Annotated in this window: 19 protein-coding genes; 7 read left to right on the top strand and 12 right to left on the bottom strand. The window is 62.7% G+C overall.

Annotated elements, in window-relative coordinates; genetic code table 11:
• Window positions 1-9: 9 nt before the first annotated feature.
• A complete protein-coding gene (locus ACM5SV_RS34445; protein WP_003545832.1) occupies window positions 10-240 on the top strand; it encodes a DUF2093 domain-containing protein in 231 nt (76 codons plus the stop codon).
• A 211-nt stretch (window positions 241-451) separates the two neighbouring features.
• On the opposite strand, the gene ACM5SV_RS34440 is transcribed toward ACM5SV_RS34445, so the two are convergent.
• Window positions 452-1,306, bottom strand: a complete 855-nt coding sequence (locus ACM5SV_RS34440) for a D-amino-acid transaminase (protein WP_222015636.1) — start codon at window positions 1,304-1,306, stop codon at window positions 452-454.
• 122 nt (window positions 1,307-1,428) lie between these two features.
• Between ACM5SV_RS34440 and ACM5SV_RS34435 the strand changes: the two genes are divergently transcribed.
• Window positions 1,429-2,379 (top strand): LysR substrate-binding domain-containing protein, encoded by a 951-nt coding sequence (locus ACM5SV_RS34435; RefSeq protein WP_113548461.1) that lies wholly within the window; start codon window positions 1,429-1,431, stop codon window positions 2,377-2,379.
• Between the two features lie 83 nt (window positions 2,380-2,462).
• Here ACM5SV_RS34435 and lpxK read toward each other — a convergent pair whose 3' ends face one another.
• The 6 genes from lpxK to ACM5SV_RS34405 all read right to left on the bottom strand — a co-directional run bounded on the left by lpxK (window position 2,463) and on the right by ACM5SV_RS34405 (window position 8,560).
• Window positions 2,463-3,506, bottom strand: coding sequence for a tetraacyldisaccharide 4'-kinase (gene lpxK / locus ACM5SV_RS34430; protein ID WP_128440031.1), 1,044 nt, complete (start codon window positions 3,504-3,506; stop codon window positions 2,463-2,465).
• A 183-nt stretch (window positions 3,507-3,689) separates the two neighbouring features.
• Window positions 3,690-4,412, bottom strand: coding sequence for an HAD family hydrolase (locus ACM5SV_RS34425; RefSeq protein ID WP_113548596.1), 723 nt, complete (start codon window positions 4,410-4,412; stop codon window positions 3,690-3,692).
• Between the two features lie 9 nt (window positions 4,413-4,421).
• Window positions 4,422-5,741: a lipid IV(A) 3-deoxy-D-manno-octulosonic acid transferase gene (waaA, locus tag ACM5SV_RS34420; protein WP_003556858.1), complete on the bottom strand. Its 1,320-nt coding sequence runs from the start codon at window positions 5,739-5,741 to the stop codon at window positions 4,422-4,424.
• A gap of 173 nt (window positions 5,742-5,914) precedes the next feature.
• The gene (locus ACM5SV_RS34415) at window positions 5,915-6,160 is read right to left on the bottom strand and encodes a DUF4170 domain-containing protein (RefSeq protein ID WP_003545820.1); all 246 of its coding nucleotides are present in this window, start codon (window positions 6,158-6,160) and stop codon (window positions 5,915-5,917) included.
• Between the two features lie 61 nt (window positions 6,161-6,221).
• Window positions 6,222-7,031 carry a 3'(2'),5'-bisphosphate nucleotidase CysQ gene (locus ACM5SV_RS34410; protein ID WP_113548595.1) on the bottom strand — a complete coding sequence of 270 codons (810 nt, stop codon included), beginning with the start codon at window positions 7,029-7,031 and terminating at the stop codon, window positions 6,222-6,224.
• 182 nt (window positions 7,032-7,213) lie between these two features.
• Window positions 7,214-8,560 (bottom strand): TldD/PmbA family protein, encoded by a 1,347-nt coding sequence (locus tag ACM5SV_RS34405; RefSeq protein ID WP_222015639.1) that lies wholly within the window; start codon window positions 8,558-8,560, stop codon window positions 7,214-7,216.
• Window positions 8,561-8,679: 119 nt separating this feature from the next.
• On the opposite strand from ACM5SV_RS34405, the gene ACM5SV_RS34400 reads away from it, so the two are divergent.
• The 4 genes from ACM5SV_RS34400 (at window position 8,680) to ACM5SV_RS34385 (ending at window position 12,922) form a co-directional block, all read left to right on the top strand.
• A complete protein-coding gene (locus ACM5SV_RS34400; protein ID WP_113547269.1) occupies window positions 8,680-10,494 on the top strand; it encodes a monovalent cation:proton antiporter-2 (CPA2) family protein in 1,815 nt (604 codons plus the stop codon).
• Window positions 10,495-10,585: 91 nt separating this feature from the next.
• Window positions 10,586-10,993 (top strand): hypothetical protein, encoded by a 408-nt coding sequence (locus ACM5SV_RS34395; RefSeq protein ID WP_012756216.1) that lies wholly within the window; start codon window positions 10,586-10,588, stop codon window positions 10,991-10,993.
• Window positions 10,994-11,082: 89 nt separating this feature from the next.
• Window positions 11,083-12,456: a PepSY-associated TM helix domain-containing protein gene (locus ACM5SV_RS34390; RefSeq protein WP_222015641.1), complete on the top strand. Its 1,374-nt coding sequence runs from the start codon at window positions 11,083-11,085 to the stop codon at window positions 12,454-12,456.
• A gap of 13 nt (window positions 12,457-12,469) precedes the next feature.
• Window positions 12,470-12,922 (top strand): copper uptake system-associated protein, encoded by a 453-nt coding sequence (locus ACM5SV_RS34385; protein ID WP_128440026.1) that lies wholly within the window; start codon window positions 12,470-12,472, stop codon window positions 12,920-12,922.
• Between the two features lie 13 nt (window positions 12,923-12,935).
• Here ACM5SV_RS34385 and ACM5SV_RS34380 read toward each other — a convergent pair whose 3' ends face one another.
• The 3 genes from ACM5SV_RS34380 to ACM5SV_RS34370 are packed head-to-tail and all read right to left on the bottom strand — an operon-like array spanning window position 12,936 to window position 16,467.
• Complete coding sequence (locus ACM5SV_RS34380; RefSeq protein ID WP_138390683.1) at window positions 12,936-13,817, bottom strand: patatin-like phospholipase family protein; 882 nt, start codon at window positions 13,815-13,817, stop codon at window positions 12,936-12,938.
• A 12-nt stretch (window positions 13,818-13,829) separates the two neighbouring features.
• The gene (gene rsmD, locus ACM5SV_RS34375; RefSeq protein WP_011650636.1) at window positions 13,830-14,390 is read right to left on the bottom strand and encodes a 16S rRNA (guanine(966)-N(2))-methyltransferase RsmD; all 561 of its coding nucleotides are present in this window, start codon (window positions 14,388-14,390) and stop codon (window positions 13,830-13,832) included.
• Window positions 14,371-16,467 carry a pseudouridine synthase gene (locus ACM5SV_RS34370; RefSeq protein ID WP_222015643.1) on the bottom strand — a complete coding sequence of 699 codons (2,097 nt, stop codon included), beginning with the start codon at window positions 16,465-16,467 and terminating at the stop codon, window positions 14,371-14,373. Before ACM5SV_RS34370 ends, rsmD begins: the two co-directional genes overlap by 20 nt.
• Before the next feature lie 90 nt (window positions 16,468-16,557).
• Here ACM5SV_RS34370 and ACM5SV_RS34365 point away from each other — a divergent pair, with 90 nt between their 5' ends.
• Window positions 16,558-16,995: a nucleoside deaminase gene (locus tag ACM5SV_RS34365; RefSeq protein ID WP_032996237.1), complete on the top strand. Its 438-nt coding sequence runs from the start codon at window positions 16,558-16,560 to the stop codon at window positions 16,993-16,995.
• A gap of 53 nt (window positions 16,996-17,048) precedes the next feature.
• Here ACM5SV_RS34365 and ACM5SV_RS34360 read toward each other — a convergent pair whose 3' ends face one another.
• Both ACM5SV_RS34360 and ileS read right to left on the bottom strand, forming a co-directional pair.
• Entirely contained in the window at window positions 17,049-17,678 is a 630-nt protein-coding gene (locus ACM5SV_RS34360; protein ID WP_012756210.1) for a hypothetical protein, read from the bottom strand.
• Window positions 17,679-17,811: 133 nt separating this feature from the next.
• Window positions 17,812-20,703 carry an isoleucine--tRNA ligase gene (gene ileS / locus ACM5SV_RS34355; protein WP_222015645.1) on the bottom strand — a complete coding sequence of 964 codons (2,892 nt, stop codon included), beginning with the start codon at window positions 20,701-20,703 and terminating at the stop codon, window positions 17,812-17,814.
• Between the last annotated feature and the right edge of the window lie 125 nt (window positions 20,704-20,828).

Below are 20,828 nucleotides of genomic sequence, written 5' to 3'. Positions count from 1 at the left end.
ACGGAGCGCATGAATTTGTTCGAAGGGCACGGAAACCGCGAGGCGAAGATCCGGTATCTCGATGGCGATTTCCAGATTCTCTCACCCGGCTCCTATGTCGTCTGCGCGATGACGGGGAAACAGATCCCGCTCGACGAATTGCGCTACTGGAGCGTCGCCCGGCAGGAGCCCTATGCCGACGTGATCTCGGCCATCGATGCCGACAAACGCGCCGGCGTGCTGCCGAACCAGCGGCGCTAGAGCAATTCCAGCAAAAGTGCGCAGCGGTTTTGCGTCCGGATTTGCGTGAAAACAAAAAGATAGAGCATTTCCGTGATTCGGAGAAAAACGGAAATGCTCTAACTGTGAGCTTGTCCATCGGAGCTTATTTAGAAGACTGGAATTCCCACCTCAGTTTTCCAGGAGAGGTCCGAATGGACGCAAACCGCTGCGGACTTTTGCTGGAACTACCCTAGATAGCCGAGGCTCGGCTTCGCTCAAGGTAGAGCTGCCGAAGTCGGGCTGCCATTGGTCCCGGCGTTCCCTTTCCGACCACCCGCTCGTTGATCCTGACGACTGGACTGACCAGGCCGGATGAGGAGGTCGAAAACGCCTCGGCGGCGTTCTCGACCTCCTCGACGGTAAACGGACGCTCCTCGATTCTCAGCTGAAGATCCTGTGCGCATTGCAAAACAGCCTCACGCGTGATCCCGCGCAGGATATCGGTTGAGAGATCCCTTGTCACAACCGTGCCCTCCAGGGTCACGATATAGGCATTGTTCGATGAGCCTTCGGTCACAAAGCCATCTCTGACCATCCACGCGTCGTCGGCGCCGCGCGACTTGGCTTCCATCTTTGCCATGGAGGGGTAGAGGAGTTGCACCGTCTTGATATCGCAACGTCGCCACCGCAAATCTTCCACCGTGATGACATGGAGCCCGCGCTCCGCCAATGGGCTATCAACGAGCGATTTTTTCTGCGTGAAAACCACGACCGTTCTGGGCGTCGCATCGGCGGGAAAGAGAAAGTCGCGATCGGCGGCCCCTCGGGTCACTTGCAGATAGACCAGCCCTTCCTCGATATCGTTCCGCCGGATCAGTTCCCGATGGATATCCAGCAGTTTCTCGTTGGTCAGTGCGAAAGCCATGTCGAGTTCGCCGAGCGAGTGGCGCAGGCGGCGCATATGGCCCGCAAAATCAACAAGCTTACGGTCGAGTACGAGCGTTACCTCATAGACCCCGTCGGCAAACAGAAAGCCCCGATCAAAGACAGAAATCCGGGCCTCGGTTTCAGGCAGATAGTCCCCATTAACATAGACTTGGCGCATGAGATCAATCCCAAAGAAATACAGGTGGCGGCTGCATCAGCGAGCCATCTTAAGAGGCATTTTGCGGACAATGTTTCTCGTCCTTTGAGAGCGAGGCTGACAGGCAGGCTCCGTTGCGGCAAATGCCGTTTTCCGATAAGTTATGCAAAATTTGCATAAGGTTTGTGATGGAACTCGGTTGGCTAGAAGACTTCATGGAACTCGCAGCCGTGCGGAACTTTTCTACCGCGGCAGCGGCCCGACATGTGACGCAGCCCGCCTTCAGCCGCAGAATAAGGGCGCTGGAAAACTGGATCGGCGCCGCGCTGATCGATCGCAGCTCCTATCCGGTCAGGCTAACGAACGCCGGGGAGACGTTTCTCGAGTCGAGCCGTGAGTTGATGCGCGAAATCTACCGCGTCCGCGATGAATGCCGGCAACAGGCACGCGCCGGCATCGAGGTGCTCACCTTCAGCGCGCTGCACACCATCGCTCTTAGTATCTTTCCCGATCTTCTTACGAGCGTCGAACAACGCACCGGTCCCTTCATAACCCGTATGCATGCGACGGACTTCTACGACTGCGTAGAATCGCTTGCGCTCGGCCGCTGCGACATTGCCTTTTGCTATTCCCACGAGTTCGGGCCACCGGTCCTGCAGACCGGGCAGTTCTCCTCGAAGGTTATCAGAATCGATCCTTTCCACCTCGTCAGCAAGGCAGATCAACGAGGAAACCCGGTCATCGACTTGGCAACTTGGCCCGGAAACGAAGATATGCCTCTCGTCGCCTATTCATCCGACTGCTTTCTCGGAAAAGTGCAAACTCAGCTCATGCTCGACATGCAGAAGACAGGGCGGAGCTTTCGAGTAACCTATGAAAACTCGATGTCGGAGTCGGTCAAGCGCATGATTCTCGCGGGGAAAGGCATCGGCTGGCTGCCGGAAAGCTCTGCGACCCGCGAGATAGAGCGGAACGAACTCTGTATCGTCGACGCGCGACAGGCTGAGGTCACCCTGAACGTCCTCGCTATCCGCAAGCAGGGCAGCGGCTCAGCCGCCCTCGAACGCTTCTGGTCAAATCTGCAGGGTTTGTGACGATGCGTATTACGCGCTGATATCGTGATGCGATGACGACAGCAGCAAGTTCCGATGAATTCCGACATACCGGCTATGGAGCTCTAAGCCCCAGCCTTCATTTCCCGCAGCCGCCGCTCGCGGCAGGCGACGATCGCCCGGTCGATGATCAGGCTGGGGGCGAGGTGATCCTCGAAGACCATGTCGACCTCGATCACCCGGCTCTTTTCGACGAGCCGTGCCGCCTTGCCCTGATGGCCGGACAGGCGGACGAAATCCTTGGAGGTGGTGACGATCAAGAGACCTTGACGCTCGGCGGTTGTCAGGATGTCGTCGATCTCCTCCTCGGTCAGGTGCTCGTGATCGCCGAAGGACTTGGCGACGACGATCTCGGCGCCGCGGGATTCGACCGTGCGGAAGAATTTGGCGGGATCGGCGATGCCGGCAAAGGCGAGCACCTTGGTGCCGGCCAGCGTGTTGTCGCCCCGGACTTTCAGCGATGCGGTGAAATAGGGCTTTGCCGCGCGCGCCGCCATGCGGACGATCCTGTCGGCGGCATTGCCGCCGCCAACCTTCAGCAGAGCGGTCGCGGACCGCAGCTGCTGGCGGATCGGCGCGCGGACCGGGCCACCCGGCACGATATGGCCGTTGCCGAGGCCGCGCGTCGCGTCGATGACGAGCAGGGCATAGTCGATCGCCAGCCGGGCACTCTGGAAACCGTCATCCATGATGATGAGATCGGCGCCCTCCGCCACCAGCCGTGCAGCTCCTTCGACGCGCCGGCGCGAAATCACCGTCAGCGCTTCCTGGGCAAGCAACAACGGCTCGTCGCCGACGGCAATCGCCCGGTGATGATCGGGATCGACCACGGTGGTCACATCGAGCGAGCCGCCGTAACCCCTGCTGAGAAAGCCGGGCTTCAGCCCCTTCGCCTTGGCGGCGCGAGCGATCGTCAGCGCCGTCGGCGTCTTGCCGGCGCCGCCGACGGTGAAATTGCCGACGCAGATGACCGGGATGGGAACGGAAGCGCGGCGCGCATGGGCCATGCGGTGGCCGGCGATACGGCCATAGAGAAAAGAAAGCGGCAGCAGCAGCCAGGCCCGCCAATCGGCTTTCCTCCACCAGAACGGTGGCGCTTCGGATATCATCTTGCCGTCCCGCTCCCCTGTCCGGCTTGTTCTCACGCAATCCCTTGGGAAAGTCGCTGCGCGCTTTTCCCGGCAAAACCGCCGTGCACTTTTGCTGGAATTGCTTTAGCGACAGCCAGTCCCCTGCTTTTCGACCGGTCGGATTGAGAAGCCAAAACCTGAAAAAATGCAAGCCCTTACCGGTCAGGCCGGCTGCAAGTCGGGCAGCAGCGTCTCGATGGCGGTGATATCGTCGAGCACATGATCGGCCGCGGCGGCAAGCGTCTCCCGCGAACCGGTGCCGGTCAGCACCGCGATCCTGAGACCCGTGCCGGCATTCAGACCCATGTGCAGATCGTGATTGTTATCGCCGACCATGGCGACCTCTTCAGGCAAAAGACCGGTCGCAGCGCAGAAGCCGAGCACCATGCCGGGCTCCGGCTTGACGCCGAAACCGCTGTCGTAGCCGGCGATGTAATCGATATAGCGGGCAAAACCGAAACGTTCCGCCGTCTGGCGGATCGACCGCTCATTGTCGCTGGAGGCGACACCGAGCTTGAAGCCGCGCCGATGCAGCCGCTCGAAGAAGCCGGCGAGGTCGGTCACCGGCACGGAAAATTCGGCGGCACTGGAAAACAGGTCGTCGAGGCGGACCGTCAGTTCGTCGACATCCACCATCGAACCCGCGGCAACAAGGCCTGAGGCGATCTGACGGGTATTGCCGGCGGCAAGCAGGCTGTCGGGAACGATGTGGCCGGTCACCGGATCCATGCCGCAGGCCGACAGCAGCCGGTTGGCGAGAAGCTCATCCCCTCTGGCGGCGATGCGGGCAAGCTCGCGGTTGACCGGCAGCCAGCTCTCGTCATAGTCGAGCAGCGTGCCGTCCTTGTCGAAGAGAATGCCTTTGATAGGGGCCACTGCCGACATCTTCGCTCCTCAGACCTGGGCCACGGCCTTGGGCAGCAGCCGCGCCTTCACCGTCAGCGGATTGATATAGGGTTCCAGCCCCTTTACCGTTGCCGTCAGCGCGCCGCGCATCTCGTGCACGGCGGTGATGCCGGCCTCGATCATGTTGCGGCGGGCGTCGTCGTTGATCAGCAGATAATGCACACCCTTGGCCAGCATTTCAGTATCGCGCACCATGCGGGCGCTGCCGCTGCGGGCAAGCTTCTGATAGGCATCGCGGAAATTCTGCACATGGCCGCCGGAGAGAATGGCGCAGCCGAGCATGGCTGGCTCCAGCGGGTTCTGGCCGCCTTCGGCAAAGAGCGAGCGGCCGACGAAGGCGATTTCCGTCAGACGGAGATAAAGACCCATTTCGCCGATCGTATCGCCGAGGAAAATATCGACATCGGCGGACAAGACATCGTCGCGGGTGCGGCGGGCGACCTTCAGCCCCTGCTTGACGAGGGCCGCCTCGATCTCGTCGCTGCGCTCGGGATGGCGCGGCACAATAATCGTCAACTGGCGGTCGCGCTCCCTGAGCGCCCGGTGAACGATGGCGGCAGCGTTCTCCTCGCCGTCGAAGGTCGAGATCGCCGCCCAGGTCTTGCGCTCGCCGATCTGCTTCTTGTAGCGGGCGAAGACAGCGCTGTCATAGGGCGGTGCGTCGGTATCGACCTTCAGATTGCCCGAGGTGATGACGGGCACAGCGCCGAGATCGCGGAAACGTTCGGCATCGACATCCGACTGGGCGATGACGAGGGCAAGATTCTCGAACAAGGCTTCGGCGATCGCCGGGCGGCGGCGCCAGCGGGCAAAGGAGCGGTCCGACATGCGGGCATTGATCAGGATCTGCGGAATGCGGCGGCGGCCGAGTTCCAGCACCGTTGCCGGCCAGATCTCGGATTCGGCGATGATGGCGCAATCGGGCTGCCAATAATCGAGGAAGCGGCTGACGGAGGGCTTCAGGTCGAGCGGCACATATTGATGGATCGCTTCCTGGCCGAGGCGCTCGGCGGCGAGCTTGGCCGAGGTGATGGTGCCGGTCGTCAGGATGACATGGATGTCGCGGCGGCGGATTTCGCGGATCAGCGGGATGACGGCGTTGGTTTCACCGACGCTTGCGGCGTGAAACCAGATGAGCGGGCCCTGCGGCCGGTTGGCGCTCGGATAGCCGAAGCGCTCCAGGCGGCGGGCCCGGTCTTCCTTGCCCTTGGCCGTGCGGTAGGTGATATAGAGCCCGACGACTGGAGAGGCCACGGTTCCCGCCAGACGGTATGCGTTCAGACCGAACCGCGCCATCCGGGAACTCATCGCGCCAGCCTCCGATCAAAACCGATCGACATCAAACCCATTCCCTAATTATCGTTGCGGCCGCAATGGCCGATTAATTTGTTCAGAATGCGTCCAACAATCCGGATCGACGGGCGCGCCCGGTGCACCAAAGCTCCGCTCGACGAGCGGCCGGCCGGCGGAACTTGCTAAGCTCAGCCCTTGGGCTTTTCCTGCGGATCGAGCAAACGATGCATGTGGACGATGAAGTAGCGCATATGCGCATTGTCGACCGTCTGCTGCGCCTTCGACTTCCAGGCCGTCAGCGCCGTGGCATAATCCGGGAAAATGCCGACGATATCGAGACCCTGCAGATCACGGAACTGGACGTCATCGAGGCTTTCCAGTTCGCCGCCAAAAACGAGATGCAGAAGCTGCTTCTTGTCACCGGAGTCAGTCATTTTTTCTTCTCTTTCTGCCTATTCTCCTCCGCCACCCATCTGCGGGATTTTGACGGAAACGTCAACTGTCTCGTCGCCCCGCAAAGGCCGCGAGGAACTCACTGATGCGGGGCGTTGGGGCCGCGCAGAGGACATTGTGGGTGACTTCGGCGCGATTGTAGACAATCGGCCGGCCTTCGATGTCGACGAGGCCGCCGCCGGCACAGACGAGGATCAGATCGGCAGCGGCAAGGTCCCAATCATGTGAATTGCCCTTGACGAAGGTGCCGTCGAGACGACCGTCCGCCACCATGGCGATGCGATAGGCCAGCGAGGGAATGTATTTCTCGCGCGTCACCCGATCGCGGAATTCCGTCGGAAAGGTCTTCAGCAGGTCTTCGCCGATTGCAAGGCGGCTCATCTCTTCCGGTCCGGCCGCTGAGACGGTGAAGGGGACGCCGTTCTTCAGCGCCACGCCGCCCTCGACCGCCTCATAGAGCTCCTCGAGCGCCGGGGCATAGAGCACGCCAGCGACCGGCCGGCCGCGATGAACCACCGCGACGCTGACGCACCAGACCTTCTGCCCGCCGAGGAAGGCGCGCGTGCCGTCGATCGGATCGATGATGAACAGCGTTTCGCGTGAAAGGCGGTCGGCATCGTCGTCGGTTTCTTCCGACAGCCAGCCATAATCCGGCCGGGCCTTGCGCAGGATGGTCTCGAGCGTCTTGTTGGCGGCGAAATCGGCGGCGCTGACGGGCGAACGGTCCTCGTTCTTCCACCAGACCTCAGGCGACTGGTTGAAGAAGCCGAAAGCGACGGCGCCCGCCTCTTTCGCAGCATCGGCGATCAGCGTGAGATCGCTCTGCCAGCGGGCTTTCTCCATGTCGCTCATCAGATCAATCCATTTCTCAATTCAATAGTGAGAGCATGATTTCGCCCGAAAACCGCTCACACTTTTCGGCATCATGCTCTAAAGCGCGTCGCGATCTTTCAGATTCGCTTGCCACGCTTTAGGTCTTTGCTTTTCCGCATGTCTTTATCGCAAAACCGCTGCACACTTTTGCGAGACATGCTCTAGCGCCCCGCGAGCGTCATGCCTTCGATGGCAAACGTGGGAGCCGCGACGCCGAATTTGCGATCGATGTCGTTTGCCAGCGTCAGGCGCATGAACATCTCCTTGAGGTTCGAGGCGATCGTCACCTCGGAGACCGGGAAGGTGAGTTCGCCGTTCTCGATCCAGAAGCCGGTGGCGCCGCGGCTGTATTCGCCGGTGATCATGTTGACGCCGTGGCCGATCAATTCGGTCACATAAAAACCGTTGCCAACGCTGCGGATCAGATCCTCCGGCGAGATGTCGCCGGGTTCCAGCGCAAGATTGGTGGAAGAAGGCGAGACGGTGGTGCCGCCGCGCACGCCGCGGCCGTTGGTTTCGAGGCCGAGCTCGCGCGCGGTCGAGGTCGAGAGGAACCAGTGCTTCAAAACACCATCCTCGATCATCACCAGCCGCTCGCCGGACACTCCCTCGCCGTCGAAGGGCCGCGAGGAAGGGCCGCGCACGATCAGCGGATCGTCGGTGATCGACAGGCCTGACTTCAGGATCTGCTGACCCATCTTGTCGCGCAGGAAGCTGGACTTGCGGGCGACGGCAGCACCATTGATCGCACCGGCGATATGGCCGACGAAGCCGCGGGCGACACGCGGATCGAAGATGACGGTGATGTCCTTGCCGGTCGGCACCTGGCGCGGATTGATCCGTTTGATCACCCGTTCGCCGGCGCGACGGCCGATTTCAGCGGGATCGTCGAGCTCGGCATAATAGAGACGGCTGTCATAATCATAGTCGCGCTCCATGCCGGTGCCTTCACCTGCGATGACGCTGACGGAATGGCCGAAACGCGAGGCCATGTAATTGCCTTCGAAACCGTGCGAGGTGGCAAGAACGAGGCCGCCCATGCCGGCCGACGCGCCGGCGCCGGAGGAATTGGTAACCCCCTTGACCGCAAGAGCTGCTGCTTCAGCGGCAAGACCCGCCTCGCGCAGCATCTCGGAGGAGACCTCGGTGGTATCGAGCAATTGCAGGTCGGGATAGGATCTCGAAAGACTCGCCTCATCCGCCAGGCAGGCGAAGGGGTCTTCCGGAGAAACCTTGGCCATGGCGACGGCGCGTTCGGCCAGCGCCTGAAGATCGAAGCCCGGATTGGCCGAGACGCTGGCGACACGCTTGCCGATGAAGACACGCAGCGAGAAATCGTCGCTTTCGGAGGATTCCGTGCCCTCGACCTTGCCGAGGCGGACGCTCACCGATTGCGAGCGCGACCGTACGACGACGGCGTCGGCGGCATCGGCCCCTGCCTTCCTTGCCAGATCGATCAATTGACTTGCGCGGGAAAGAAGTGTCGAGGAATCAATTTCAGAGGACATGATTTGGCCTTTCCTTCGGCTTCCATTTATTGTGCACTCTCCCAAGCATCAAGGCCGCCGTCACCGATTCTTTATCGGGGCTGCCTGCTTGCTCCCCGCCGTCGAGAGAAATTGCCAGCATGTCAGCGTCCAATGCCTTTTTTTCCGAAACGATCCTGCTGCTTGGCGGGGCGGTGGTCGCCGCGCCGATCTTCAAGAAACTCGGGCTCGGCACGGTGCTCGGCTATCTCGCCGCCGGCATCGTCATCGGCCCGGTCTTCCACGGCATCACCGATGGCGAACAGATCCTCGCCGTCGCCGAACTCGGCGTCGTCTTCCTGCTCTTCATCATCGGACTGGAGTTGAAACCCACCCGCCTCTGGCAGATGCGGCGCGACATCTTCGGCCTCGGCGCGGCGCAGGTGGTGCTGACGGGGCTAGCGCTGACCGCGCTTGCCTGGTTTTCCCAGGTTCTCGACTGGCGCGGCAGCATCGTTGCCGGATTTGGCCTGGCGCTGTCTTCAACCGCCTTCGCCATGCAGATCCTCGAGGGCGACGGCGACGTCAATACCAGATACGGGCAACGCTCCTTTTCGATGCTGCTGTTCCAGGACCTGGCGATCGTGCCGCTGCTGGCGCTGATCACCATCCTCGACGGCGGCGATAAGGGCAGCAACGCGCCACTGTTCGATTTCGCTATCGCCGTCGGCGCGGTTGCGGCGATGATCGTCATGGGACGTTACCTGCTGACGCCGCTCTTCCAGATCATCGCCCGGACCGGCGCGCGCGAAGCAATGATCGCGGCTGCCCTCTTCGTCGTCATGGGATCGGCGAGCTTGATGCAGCTGGCCGGGCTTTCGATGGCGATGGGCGCCTTCCTATCCGGCGTGATGCTGGCCGAATCCTCCTACCGGCACGAGTTGGAGGCAGATATCGAGCCGTTCCGCGGCGTGCTGCTCGCTATCTTCTTTATCGCCGTCGGCCTGTCGCTGGAGCTCGACGTTCTCGCCGACAACGCGCTTTTCGTCATCGTCGCCGTGCCGATCGTCATGGCCGTCAAGGCGATCGTCATCTACGGGATCTGCCGGATCTCCGGCTCTTCGCACGACGATGCGATCCGCATCGCTTTCCTGCTGCCGCAGGGCGGCGAATTCGGCTTCGTGCTGTTTACCACGGCGGGTGCGGCCGGGCTGATGTCGACGAGCACAGCCTCGCTGCTGGTCGCGATCGTCACGCTGTCCATGGCGCTGACGCCGATCGGCTCGGCCCTTTCGAAGCGGCTGCTCAACGGCGACGAACAGGAGGAACTGGACGAGGATTTCGAGGGCGCGGGCGCCGACGTGCTGATGGTCGGCTTCTCGCGTTTCGGCCAGATCGCCGCCCAGATCCTGCTTGCCGGCGGGCGTAGCGTCACCGTCATCGATTTTTCCGCCGACCGCATCCGCCAGGCCTCCTCCTTCGGCTTCCGCATCTATTTCGGCGACGGCGCCCGCAAGGACGTGCTGCGCTCGGCCGGCATCGACCGGGCGAAGATCGTGCTGGTCTGCACGCAGAAGAAGGAAATCACCGACAAGGTGGTGGAGCTGGTGCAGGCCGACTATCCGCACACCCGGCTCTACGTGCGCTCCTACGACCGCATCCATTCGATCGAACTGCGCAACAAGGGTATCGACTACGAGCTGCGCGAAACGCTGGAATCGGGCCTACTCTTCGGACGGCGAACATTGGAGGCGCTCGGCGTTTCCGAGGTCGACGCCTACGAAATCGGCGAGGATATCCGCAAGCGCGACGAGGCACGCCTGGTGCTGCAGGTGTCCGAAGGACTGCAGGCCGGGCGCGACATGCTGTTTTCCCACCCTGTCCGCCCCGAACCGCTGGTCAAGCCGAAACGCGCCGCCGATCCCTTCGAGGACGATCCGCTGGCCGGAACCGCCGATGCGACGGCGGATGCCTGATCGCCCCTGACCGGCTTGCGAAATTGACGCATTGAATATCGAGGGGGCGGCGTTTATCAAACGTCCGATCGGAGCGATCCAAGAGGGAATCTTGATCAGACGGACGAGACAGATCGAACAATGGGCGCTGCGCATCCTGTGCGCGGTCGCACTGGTGTTCGTCGGCTTCGCCCATCAGGTTCCCCTCGCAGCAGCCGGCGAATTCGATCCGGCTGAACTCGCGCAATATGTGCTTCCGGACGGGACGCTGCCGACGCTTTGCGTCACCACGACAGACACATCCGGTCAGGAGCAGCACGACAAGGCGCATTCGCATGGTTGCGAAGCCTGCCGGATCAGCGCCTCCATCCTCCTGCCGGCGCCGACGGACATCGCCGGTTCCGCCATACACTTTGCGGCTACGGTTGAACTGCCGATTCGGGCCGAGGCCTTCCATCGCCAGCTTTTCCCGCCCAATACCGGCCCTCGGGCGCCTCCTTCCGATCCGATCCCTGCCTGAACTTCGCGTTGCGGCAGGCGCCGTAGCGCGCCTTTAAACGCCGGTCGACCTGCATGCGTGCCGTCGGCCGTGGATACGGATCCATTCTCATGTCGACCATTACTGCTGCCGAACCGGCGGAGCATGCCGCAGACGGCGTTTCGCTCTACCGTGCCATCTGGCGCTGGCATTTCTTCGCCGGGCTTCTCGTCATACCCTTCCTGCTCAATCTGGCCGTTACCGGATCGCTCTATCTCTTCAAGGACGAGATCAACAGCACCTTCTTCGGCTACCGCTACAGTGTCCAGCCGGCTGGCGAAGCGCTGTCGCCGGAGCGGATTGCAGAGATAGCCGCCTCCGCCGTGCCGGGCTCAACCGCGACATCCTACAAAGACCCGGTCCTGCCCGAGCGATCGGCCATCGTCACCCTCTCCAGCGATGCCGGCTCGATGCTGGTCTTTGTCAACCCCTATGACGGCAAGGTGCTCGATGTGGTCGGATCGACCGACGAGTTCAATTATGTCGTCAAGCGCATCCACAGCCTCGCCTATTTCGGCACCATAACGAACCGGCTGATCGAAATTGCCGGCGGCTTTGCCATGGTGCTCGTCGTCACCGGCATCTATCTCTGGTGGCCGCGACGCCAGACGGGCGGCGTTATCAGCGTGCGGGGAACGCCCGGCCGCCGCGTTTTCTGGCGCGACCTGCATGCCGTGACCGGCGCCTTCGCCGGTGTCCTGATCTTCTTCCTCGCGATGTCAGGCATGCCATGGTCGGGCTATTGGGGGGCGAACGCCAATGCCTGGCTGACCGAACATGGCCTCGGCTATCCGGTCCAGTTCTGGGACGATGTGCCGAAGTCGCGGAAAGTCACCGAGGATATCCTTCCGAACAGCGGCTGGATCGTCGAGAAGGCGCCCGTTCCGCTTTCCGATATCGCCGCAGCGCAATCAGCCAGGCCAATCGGCCTCGACAAAGCCGTGGAGACCGCCAAACGGCTGGGCATGACGCCGGGCTTCGACGTGGCGATCCCCTCCGACGAGACGGGCGTCTATACCGCCTCGCTCTTTCCCGACGATCTTGCCGACGAACGCACGCTCCATATCGACCAGTATTCCGGCAAACCACTGATCGATATCGGCTTCGATCAATATCCGTTCCTCGGCAAAGCGATCGAGTGGGGCATCAATGTCCATCAGGGACAGGAATGGGGGCGTTTCAACCAGTTGCTGATGCTCGCAACATGCCTTGCAATTGTGCTCAGCTGCGTGACCGCTATCGTCATGTGGTGGAAACGTCGCCCGATCGGCCGCCTCGGCGTGCCACCCATGCCGCCGAAGCCTTCGATCTATTACTGCCTGTGGGTGATCGTCGGGATCTTCGCCGTCACCTTCCCGATGAGCGGGCTCGCGATTGTCGCCATGATCGCCTTCGACCAGATCGTCGTGCGGTTCGTACCGTTGCTGAAACGTGTTCTCGCTTGAGGAAGGCCATCAGATGAAGAAGATCATCGCTATTGTTGCCGGCGTGCTGCTTGCATCCATGGCATCTGCGGACGATGATCCGCAACAGGCGATCCCGGCGAGGCTGAAGGTGATGTTCGAACGGCCAGACAAGCCGCTCGATATCGCGCCGGTCGTCGTTCAGGCCGATTGGGCGATCGTCGGCTGGCGGCAGAACGGATACGGCGGACGAGCCCTGATGAAGAAGTCGCATCACGGCTGGAGCATCTATCTCTGCAGCGGCGACAGCCTGAAGGATGCCGGGACGCTGGAGACGATCGGGCTTTCCGCACATGACGCCGCCGGGCTGGCTGCGAATCTGAAGGATGCCGAGGCCGGCCTCGATTCTTCCGCGCTTGCGCTGTTCTCAAGCTTCGAGGGCACGGTGATGATGAACGAGGCTGCAAACGGTGCGGGTCACGCCGGCCATGAAGGCCATGCTCAGTGAAGCCAAGAGTGCTTTAGCGCTTCAGCCGAGCCTCGATTTCCCGGTCAAGGGCGAATTTCAGGTCGTCCTTGACGCCGACGGACATGGCAAGGACTTCGCGGGCCTTCAGGAAATCCATGACGCCGGTGCGCCCGACCGTCGGGCGCAGGAAGATATGCGGCGGGCGAAGCCTCAGCTTCAGCGAGATCGCCGTCTGCATCATCAGCTGGCCGGAACCGAAGATGCTCTCCATGCGGTTCGGAATATGGGTGCCGTCGCCTTCCGGCGCGCCGACGACATCGATGCCGACGACGATGTCGGCAAGATCCATCAGGCATTCATAGGGCACCGGATTGCTGATGCCGCCGTCGATCATCACACGGTCGCGCAGGCGCACCGGCATGAAGACGGCGGGGATGGCGGAAGAGGCCGCGAGCGCCGGGAACAGCTCACCCTGTTCGATGATGACTTCGCACTGCCCGTAATAATCCGTGGTGATCACCTTCATCGGGACCAGCAGATCCTCGAAGCGGGCCGGCAGCTCGGACGGCAGGAAGGCTTTCAGGATCCGCTCCAGATTGAACTGGCCGATGCGGATACCCTTGGCCACCGCATCGCGCACCGTCGCCGGCCTCAGGCCCCAGATGCGGGCGACGACGGCCGTCTTGTTGCCGACGGTCGTCAGCGCATGTTCGCGGATTTCGGCGCCGGACATGCCGGCCGCCATGCCGGCCGCCATGATCGCGCCGATCGACGAGCCTGATACCGCCACCGGGCGGATGCCGAGTTCATCGAGCGTCTCGATGACATGGATATGGGCAAGTCCGCGCGCACCGCCGCCGCCAAAAGCGACGGCGACCGTCGGCACATCGCTGATCGCAGGCAATTTCGGGCTGATGATCTCTGCCTGCTGCACGCCCGCCCCCGCTTATTGCGGCTGATATCGGAAGAAATGCACCCTCGTATCGCCAAAGATGCGGCTTTCGAGGAAGACATAGGAAGGATGGACGGAAACGACAATATCGGCCCGTTCTTCGAGCACCGCGATTGCGCCTGGCCGCAGCCAGCCGCCCTCGGCCGCCGCAGCCATCGCCTTCTCACCGAGACCCTTGCCATAGGGTGGGTCGGCAAAGAGCACGTCGAAGGGGTCGAGATTGCCGACGCTGCCGAGATCGGTCGCATCCCGGCGCAGGATGCGCGTTCGACCATGCAGGCCGAGCGCATCGATATTCTCCCAGAGCAGCGCCCTGCCCTCGACACTGTTTTCGACGAAGAGCGCATGGCGACAGCCGCGTGAGACGGCTTCGAGGCCGACGGCGCCGGTGCCGGCAAAAAGGTCGAGAATCCGGGTGCCATCGACGCATTCCGGATAGGCATGGCTCAATATATTGAACAGGCTCTCGCGCGTCCGGTCGGCGGTCGGCCGGATCTCGTTGGATTTTGGCACGGCGAGAGGCCGTCCGCGAAACTCACCGCCGACGATCCGCACCGCGCGTCATTCCTTTTCCTCTAGCACCACCTCTGGACGGCCCGCCCGCAGGCCTGTCGCCGCCCGGTCTGTCCCCGCCCGGCTTGGTGCCTTTCGGCTTGCCGGAAAAACTCTTGGCCCCACCAGGTTTCGCCCCGCTGGGCTTGGCCGCAAAGCCCTTGCCGCGCGGCCTGTCTCCAGAAGGCCTGTCACCCGAAGGCTTGTCACCGCGCGGACGCTCGGAGCGGCCCTCGCCGGCAAAGCTTCTGGCTGCCCGCGGACGCTCATCACCGTCCTCGCGCGGCCTGCGATCGCCACGCGGCTTATCACCGAAGGGCCGGTCTCCACGTGAAGGACGATCACCGGAGGGGCGGTCGCTGCGCGGACGCTCAGAACGGCCCTCACCGGGGGAGGTTCTGGCGGCGCGAGGACGCTCGTCGCCATCCGCACGCGGCTTGCGATCACCGCGCGGCTTGTCGCCGAAGGGGCGGTCTCCACGCGAAGGACGGTCGCCGAAGGGGCGGTCGCCGCGCGGACGCTCAGAACGGCCCTCACCGGCAGGGCTTCTCGCGGCACGAGGACGCTCGTCGCCATCCGCACGCGGCTTGCGATCGCCGCGCGGCTTGTCGCCGAAGGGCCGATCACCACGCGGTGGACGATCACCGAACGGCCGGTCGCCGCGCGCCGGGCGGTCGCCAGAACCGCGGTCTTCGCGGGCGGGGCGATCACCAAAGCCGCGCTTGCGGCCGAAGCCTTCGCCCTCATCCTTGCCGCGGGGCTGCTCGCTCGAGCGGATCCATTCGCCATCCTCTTCGCGCACGCGGTTCACCTGCGTGCGCGGGCGATCCTCGATGCGATCATTCTTTGCCGGCGCCTGCTCGCCGCGCCGGCGCGCAGTCTGCGCATTCTTGGCGGCTTTCGCCGCTGCCTTTTCGCCGAGCGGCCGGGCGCCCGGCGCCATCCAGACATTGGCGCTGCGGCGCTGGCCGAGCGGCTGGGGACGCTTCGGCTTCTCGTCGTCCCTGCGGCCGCCGTCGCGGCGATCGTCCTCTTTGCGCGCCCCACCGTGGCGGTCGTCGCGCTTCGTATCGAGACGGCTCAGCGCCCGTTCGCGCTTGTCCTCGTCGCGACGCGGACCCTCGCGCTTTTCCGGTGCTGCCGGCTCTGCCTCTTCCTCGGCAGCGACCGCCGTCGTATTGTAGATCGGCGCGTCGAAATTCGCCTTGGCTTCCTCGATGAGGCGCGGGCCGAGCTGGTCGCGCAGTGTGCGGCCGCGCACTTCGACGACATGGCCTTCCGGCAGGTCGCCAAGCTGGAACGGGCCATAGGAAATGCGGATCAGGCGATTGACGTCGAGGCCGAGCGCACCGAGAACGTTCTTGATTTCGCGGTTCTTGCCTTCGCGAAGACCCATGGTGATCCAGACGTTCGAGCCCTGCGTGCGGTCGAGCGTCGCCTCGATCGAGCCGTAGAGCACGCCGTCGACGGCGATGCCGTCCTTCAGCTTGTCGAGCGCGTCCTGATCGATCTCGCCATGGGCGCGGACACGGTAACGCCGCAGCCAGCCGGTCGCCGGCAGCTCGAGCGCGCGGGCGAGACCGCCGTCATTGGTCAAGAGCAGCAGGCCCTCGGTGTTGATATCGAGGCGGCCGATCGACATGACGCGCGGCAATTCTTCCGGCAGGTTGTCGAAGACGGTCGAGCGGCCTTCCGGATCGGCATTGGTGGTCACCAGGCCGGTGGGCTTATGATAGAGCCACAGTCTGGTGCGCTCGATGCCGCGGATCGGCACGCCGTCGACTTCGATGCGATCGGCGAGCGTGACGTTGACGACGGGGGTGTCGAGCACCCTGCCGTTCAGCGTCACACGGCCTTCCATGATCATGCGTTCGATGTCACGGCGGGAGGCGACGCCGGCACGCGCCATCACCTTGGAAATGCGTTCGGCCTTGGCGTCACTATCGGTTTCGGCGGCGATTGCGCGTGCGACCGCAGGCTTTGCCGGCTTGTCGCCGTCCGCCTTCGGGCCGGCTTTCGACCTGATATCCCGTGAAAGGGGCTTTGCGCCCGGGCGTTTTGGCTTGTCTTTGGGTGTCATTTGTTGTTTGCCTGCCTTTTGGGCCTGTCTATCAGGTCACGCATCTGCGGTTAAGTGGAAATTCTTGCGATCGTGAAGACAAATCGTTTCATGGAGATGGCGCTCGAAGAAGCGCGTGCCGCCGGAGAACGCGGAGAGGTGCCGATCGGCGCCGTCGTCGTTATCGACGATATTGCCGTTTCACGCTCTGGAAACCGCACGCGCGAGCTCAAAGACGTCACCGCACACGCCGAAATCGCCGCGATCCGGCTCGCTTGCGAAGCGCTCGGACAGGAACGTCTTGCCGGTGCCGATCTCTACGTGACGCTGGAGCCTTGCACCATGTGCGCGGCAGCCATCTCGTTTGCGCGCATCCGCAGACTCTACTACGGCGCCGAGGACCCGAAGGGCGGCGGCGTCGACAATGGCGTGCGATTCTATGCGCAGCCGACCTGCCACCACGCCCCGGAGGTCTATTCCGGCTTCAACGAGGTCCAATCGGCCGATCTGCTGCGAAGGTTCTTTTCGCAAAGGAGAGAGGCGCCGTAATCCCAGCGCCTCTGCGCGGCGCCGTCATCCTTGCCGGCGCGCCGAAAAAGCCGCTATTGCAGGAGGTTCCACCACTGCTTGCCGGTGTTGGCGACCGCTGCATCCTTCTTGCGCTTCTTCTGCTTCTTGAGTTCGGGCTCGCCGACATCATCGAGCTTTGCCGGATCGTCGACGGTGCGGTAGCCGGGCGGCGGATCTGATATATAGCGGCGCTGATCGACATAGGAGCCCTTCTGCAGGGCGCGGGCTTCACGGTAGGCCTTGGTCTGAGCTTCCGTCGTGCGCCGGCCGCCTTCGATCGCAGAGCTTGCGAGCGGCGAGCGGTAATTCGGATTGTCCTCGTTCGCGTCGGCTTCCGAAACGAGACGAGCACGTGTCTCCTCCGGCGATTCAAGCCACTGCGGATTGTCCTTGTTGGCGACCGTCTGCTGCGGCGCAACGAGGGTCTCTTTCTGCGCCTGAGCCGGCAGCACCAGCGTTGGACGCGGCGTGTACTTGACGCCTTTGTTCTTCGGGTCTGGACCGGTCAAAGACACCGACTGGCCGAGATCGTCGGTCAGCTGCTCCATGGCGGTCTTGTCGGTGCCGTAGGTCGGGCTGCTGGCGCAACCGGACACCAGGGAGCATCCCGCCACTACAACAGACAGGCAGGCGCCCATACGGAACCAATGCGTTGCTAACATGAAAACCCTTCCAGCCCTGCCGGTGCAATCATCGCCCAACCGGACAACCGTCCCCCTGACGCAAAAATCCGGCCATTTTCAGGCAGCTTTTACCGGATGAACCGCGAAAACGCAATTCATCCGGCAATATTCTTCACGTAAGTGCGGCAAGCTCACGAAGGGCAGCAGCGTCGCGGGCCGAAACATCGGGATATTCGGGATCGGAACCGACATCCCTGGTGATGCGCCAGGAGCGGGCGCATTTCTCACCCTCTGCCAGCTTCGGCACGACGCTGACCTGAGGCACCTCCGCCAGGCGGAAGGCATCCCCTGGTCCTTCGCCGACCTTGATCTCGATTGCCGAGGTGATGCAGACCTCGGTGAAGTCCTGGCCTTCCAACGCCTTCAGCAGTTCCGGATCGGCGATATGAACGACGGGAGCCGCTTCCAGCGAGGAGCCGATGCGCTTGTCCTTGCGCTCGATCTCCAGAGCGCCTGTCACAACCGAGCGGACCGTGCGGATCTTCTTCCACTTCTCGGCCAGGGCATCGTTGCGCCATTCCTTTGCGACCGGGGCAAACTGCTCCAGATGCACCGAAACGGCGGACGGGTTGCGCGACAGCCAGGCCTCCTCGGTGGTGAAGGGCAGCATCGGGGCAAGCCACGTCACCATGCAATCGAAGATCTGGCGGATGACGTGCAGGCTGGCGCGCCGGCGCAGGCTCGACGGCGCGTCGCAATAGAGCGCATCCTTGCGGACATCGAAATAGAAGGCCGAAAGCTCGACATTGGCGAAATCGATCAGCGCGCGGGCGATCTTCTTGAAGTCGAAGGCATCGTAGTTCTCGCGCACCAGTTCGTCGAGTTCGGCAAGCCGGTGCAGCATCAGCTGCTCCAGCTCCGGCAGATCGGCAAACGCGATCTCCTCGCCCTTGTCGTGGGCGAGCGTGCCAAGCATCCAGCGGATGGTGTTGCGCAGCTTGCGATAGGCATCGACATTGGTCTGGATGATCGTCTTGCCGACGCGCAGGTCGTCGGCATAATCCGAGGTCATCACCCAGAGGCGCAGGATATCGGCACCGGCGTCCTTCATCACTTCCTGAGGTGCTGTGACGTTGCCCTTCGACTTCGACATCTTCTCGCCCTTCTCGTCCATGGTGAAGCCATGGGTGAGGACGGCGTTATAAGGCGCGCGGCCGCGAGTGGCCGCCGATTCCAGCAGCGACGAATGGAACCAGCCGCGATGCTGGTCGGATCCCTCGAGATAAAGATCGGCCGGCCACTTCAGGTCCGGGCGGTCTTCGAGCGTGAATGTGTGCGTCGAGCCAGAGTCGAACCAGACGTCGAGGATATCCATGACCTGGGTCCAGCGGGAATGGTCGTGGTCATTGCCGAGGAAACGCTCCTTGGCGCCTTCGGCAAACCAGGCGTCGGCGCCCTCATGTTCGAAGGCTTCGAGGATGCGGGCGTTGACGGCTTCGTCGACCAGGACATCGCCATCATCGTCTGCAAAGACGGCGATCGGCACGCCCCAGGCGCGCTGGCGCGAGAGCACCCAGTCCGGACGGCCTTCGATCATGGCGCGCAGGCGGTTCTGGCCGGCGGCGGGCACGAAGCGCGTATCATCGATCGCACCCAGCGCGCGCGAACGCAGCGTCGTGCCGTCGGCAAGGGTCTTGTCCATATAGACGAACCATTGCGGCGTGTTGCGGAAGATGACCGGCTTCTTCGAGCGCCAGGAATGCGGATACTGGTGCTTCAGCCGGCCGCGGGCAAAGAGCGCGCCGCGGGCGATCAGTTCCCTGATGACACGGTCGTTGGCATCGCCCTTCTTGCCGTTGTCGTCGATGACGCGGGCGCCCTCGAAGCCGGGGGCGTCTGATGTGTAGAAGCCGCCGTCGTCGACCGGAAACGGGATCTTGGTGTCGATGCCGCGGGCCTCAAGCGCGCGGACAGCCGACATCCAGGCATCGAAGTCTTCCCGACCGTGGCTGGGTGCGGTGTGCACGAAGCCGGTGCCGGCGTCATCGGTGACGTGATCGCCATCGAGCAGCGGCACGCGGAATTCATAGCCACCGCCGAGACCCTTGAAGGGATGGGCACAGGTCATCGCTGCGAAGTCGGCTGCAGAGACATCGCTCAAGCGCTTATACTGCAGCTTGGCCTTGGCGAAGGATTCCTCGGCCAGCTTGTCGGCAAAGATCAGCTTTTCGCCGGGACGCGGACCAAAATCGTTCTCGGCGGCCGTCACTTCATAGAGGCCGTAGGAGATGCGCGGCGAAAAGGAGACCGCGCGGTTGCCGGGGATCGTCCAGGGCGTGGTCGTCCAGATGACCAAGAACGCATCCTTGAGCGCGACCGGACCTTCGACGACTGGGAATTTCACCCAGATCGTGTCGCTCTCATAGTCCTGGTATTCGACCTCGGCCTCTGCCAGCGCCGTGCGCTCGACGACCGACCACATGATCGGCTTGGAGCCGCGATAAAGCTGACCGCTTGCGGCGATCTTCAAGAGTTCGCCGGCGATGCGCGATTCCGCGTGAAAATTCATCGTCGTATAGGGATTGTCGAAGTCACCCTCGATGCCGAGGCGCTTGAACTCTTCCGCCTGGACTTTGATCCAGCCGGCGGCGAATTCACGGCATTCCCGGCGGAATTCGTTGACCGGGACCTCGTCCTTGTTCTTGCCCTTCTCGCGGTACTTCTCTTCGATCTTCCATTCGATCGGCAGGCCGTGGCAATCCCAGCCGGGCACGTAATTGGCGTCGTAGCCGCGCATCTGGAACGAACGGTTGATGACGTCCTTGAGGATCTTGTTCAGCGCATGGCCGATATGGATGTTGCCGTTGGCATAGGGAGGGCCATCGTGAAGGACGAATTTCTCGCGGCCGGCGGCGGAAGCGCGCAGTTTCTTGTAGAGACCCATCTCCTGCCAGCGCTTGACGAGTTCCGGTTCCTTCTGCGGCAGGCCGGCGCGCATGGGAAAATCGGTCTCGGGCAAATAGAGGGTCTTCGAATAGTCGATCTTTTCGGCTGTATCGGTCATGTCTGACAATCGTTTTCTGGCGGCCCAGGAAGGGGCGCAACGGGCGTGAAATAGCTGGTGACGGAAGCGCTCTTACCAAGCGCCAAAAACCCGGACCTTCCGGCCGCTTAGCGCGCGCGGAAGGC

The sequence above is a fragment of the Rhizobium sp. CRRU65 genome, from assembly GCF_048551595.1.
GTDB classification, from domain to species: Bacteria; Pseudomonadota; Alphaproteobacteria; order Rhizobiales; family Rhizobiaceae; genus Rhizobium; species Rhizobium leguminosarum_J.
Note: the sequence above shows the minus strand (reverse complement) of the source record. Positions and strands in the feature narration are given on the sequence as shown.

What these genes read in the sequence shown, in the direction of transcription:
- ACM5SV_RS34445 (WP_003545832.1), top strand. Translation starts at nt 10, where the DNA reads ATGAATTTGTTCGAAGGGCACGGAAACCGCGAGGCGAAGATCCGGTAT.
- ACM5SV_RS34440 (WP_222015636.1), bottom strand. Translation starts at nt 1,306, where the DNA reads ATGCGCCAAGTCTATGTTAATGGGGACTATCTGCCTGAAACCGAGGCC.
- ACM5SV_RS34435 (WP_113548461.1), top strand. Translation starts at nt 1,429, where the DNA reads ATGCCGTTTTCCGATAAGTTATGCAAAATTTGCATAAGGTTTGTGATG.
- lpxK (WP_128440031.1), bottom strand. Translation starts at nt 3,506, where the DNA reads ATGATATCCGAAGCGCCACCGTTCTGGTGGAGGAAAGCCGATTGGCGG.
- ACM5SV_RS34425 (WP_113548596.1), bottom strand. Translation starts at nt 4,412, where the DNA reads ATGTCGGCAGTGGCCCCTATCAAAGGCATTCTCTTCGACAAGGACGGC.
- waaA (WP_003556858.1), bottom strand. Translation starts at nt 5,741, where the DNA reads ATGAGTTCCCGGATGGCGCGGTTCGGTCTGAACGCATACCGTCTGGCG.
- ACM5SV_RS34415 (WP_003545820.1), bottom strand. Translation starts at nt 6,160, where the DNA reads ATGACTGACTCCGGTGACAAGAAGCAGCTTCTGCATCTCGTTTTTGGC.
- ACM5SV_RS34410 (WP_113548595.1), bottom strand. Translation starts at nt 7,031, where the DNA reads ATGAGCGACATGGAGAAAGCCCGCTGGCAGAGCGATCTCACGCTGATC.
- ACM5SV_RS34405 (WP_222015639.1), bottom strand. Translation starts at nt 8,560, where the DNA reads ATGTCCTCTGAAATTGATTCCTCGACACTTCTTTCCCGCGCAAGTCAA.
- ACM5SV_RS34400 (WP_113547269.1), top strand. Translation starts at nt 8,680, where the DNA reads ATGTCAGCGTCCAATGCCTTTTTTTCCGAAACGATCCTGCTGCTTGGC.
- ACM5SV_RS34390 (WP_222015641.1), top strand. Translation starts at nt 11,083, where the DNA reads ATGTCGACCATTACTGCTGCCGAACCGGCGGAGCATGCCGCAGACGGC.
- ACM5SV_RS34385 (WP_128440026.1), top strand. Translation starts at nt 12,470, where the DNA reads ATGAAGAAGATCATCGCTATTGTTGCCGGCGTGCTGCTTGCATCCATG.
- ACM5SV_RS34370 (WP_222015643.1), bottom strand. Translation starts at nt 16,467, where the DNA reads ATGACACCCAAAGACAAGCCAAAACGCCCGGGCGCAAAGCCCCTTTCA.
- ACM5SV_RS34365 (WP_032996237.1), top strand. Translation starts at nt 16,558, where the DNA reads ATGGAGATGGCGCTCGAAGAAGCGCGTGCCGCCGGAGAACGCGGAGAG.
- ACM5SV_RS34360 (WP_012756210.1), bottom strand. Translation starts at nt 17,678, where the DNA reads ATGTTAGCAACGCATTGGTTCCGTATGGGCGCCTGCCTGTCTGTTGTA.
- ileS (WP_222015645.1), bottom strand. Translation starts at nt 20,703, where the DNA reads ATGACCGATACAGCCGAAAAGATCGACTATTCGAAGACCCTCTATTTG.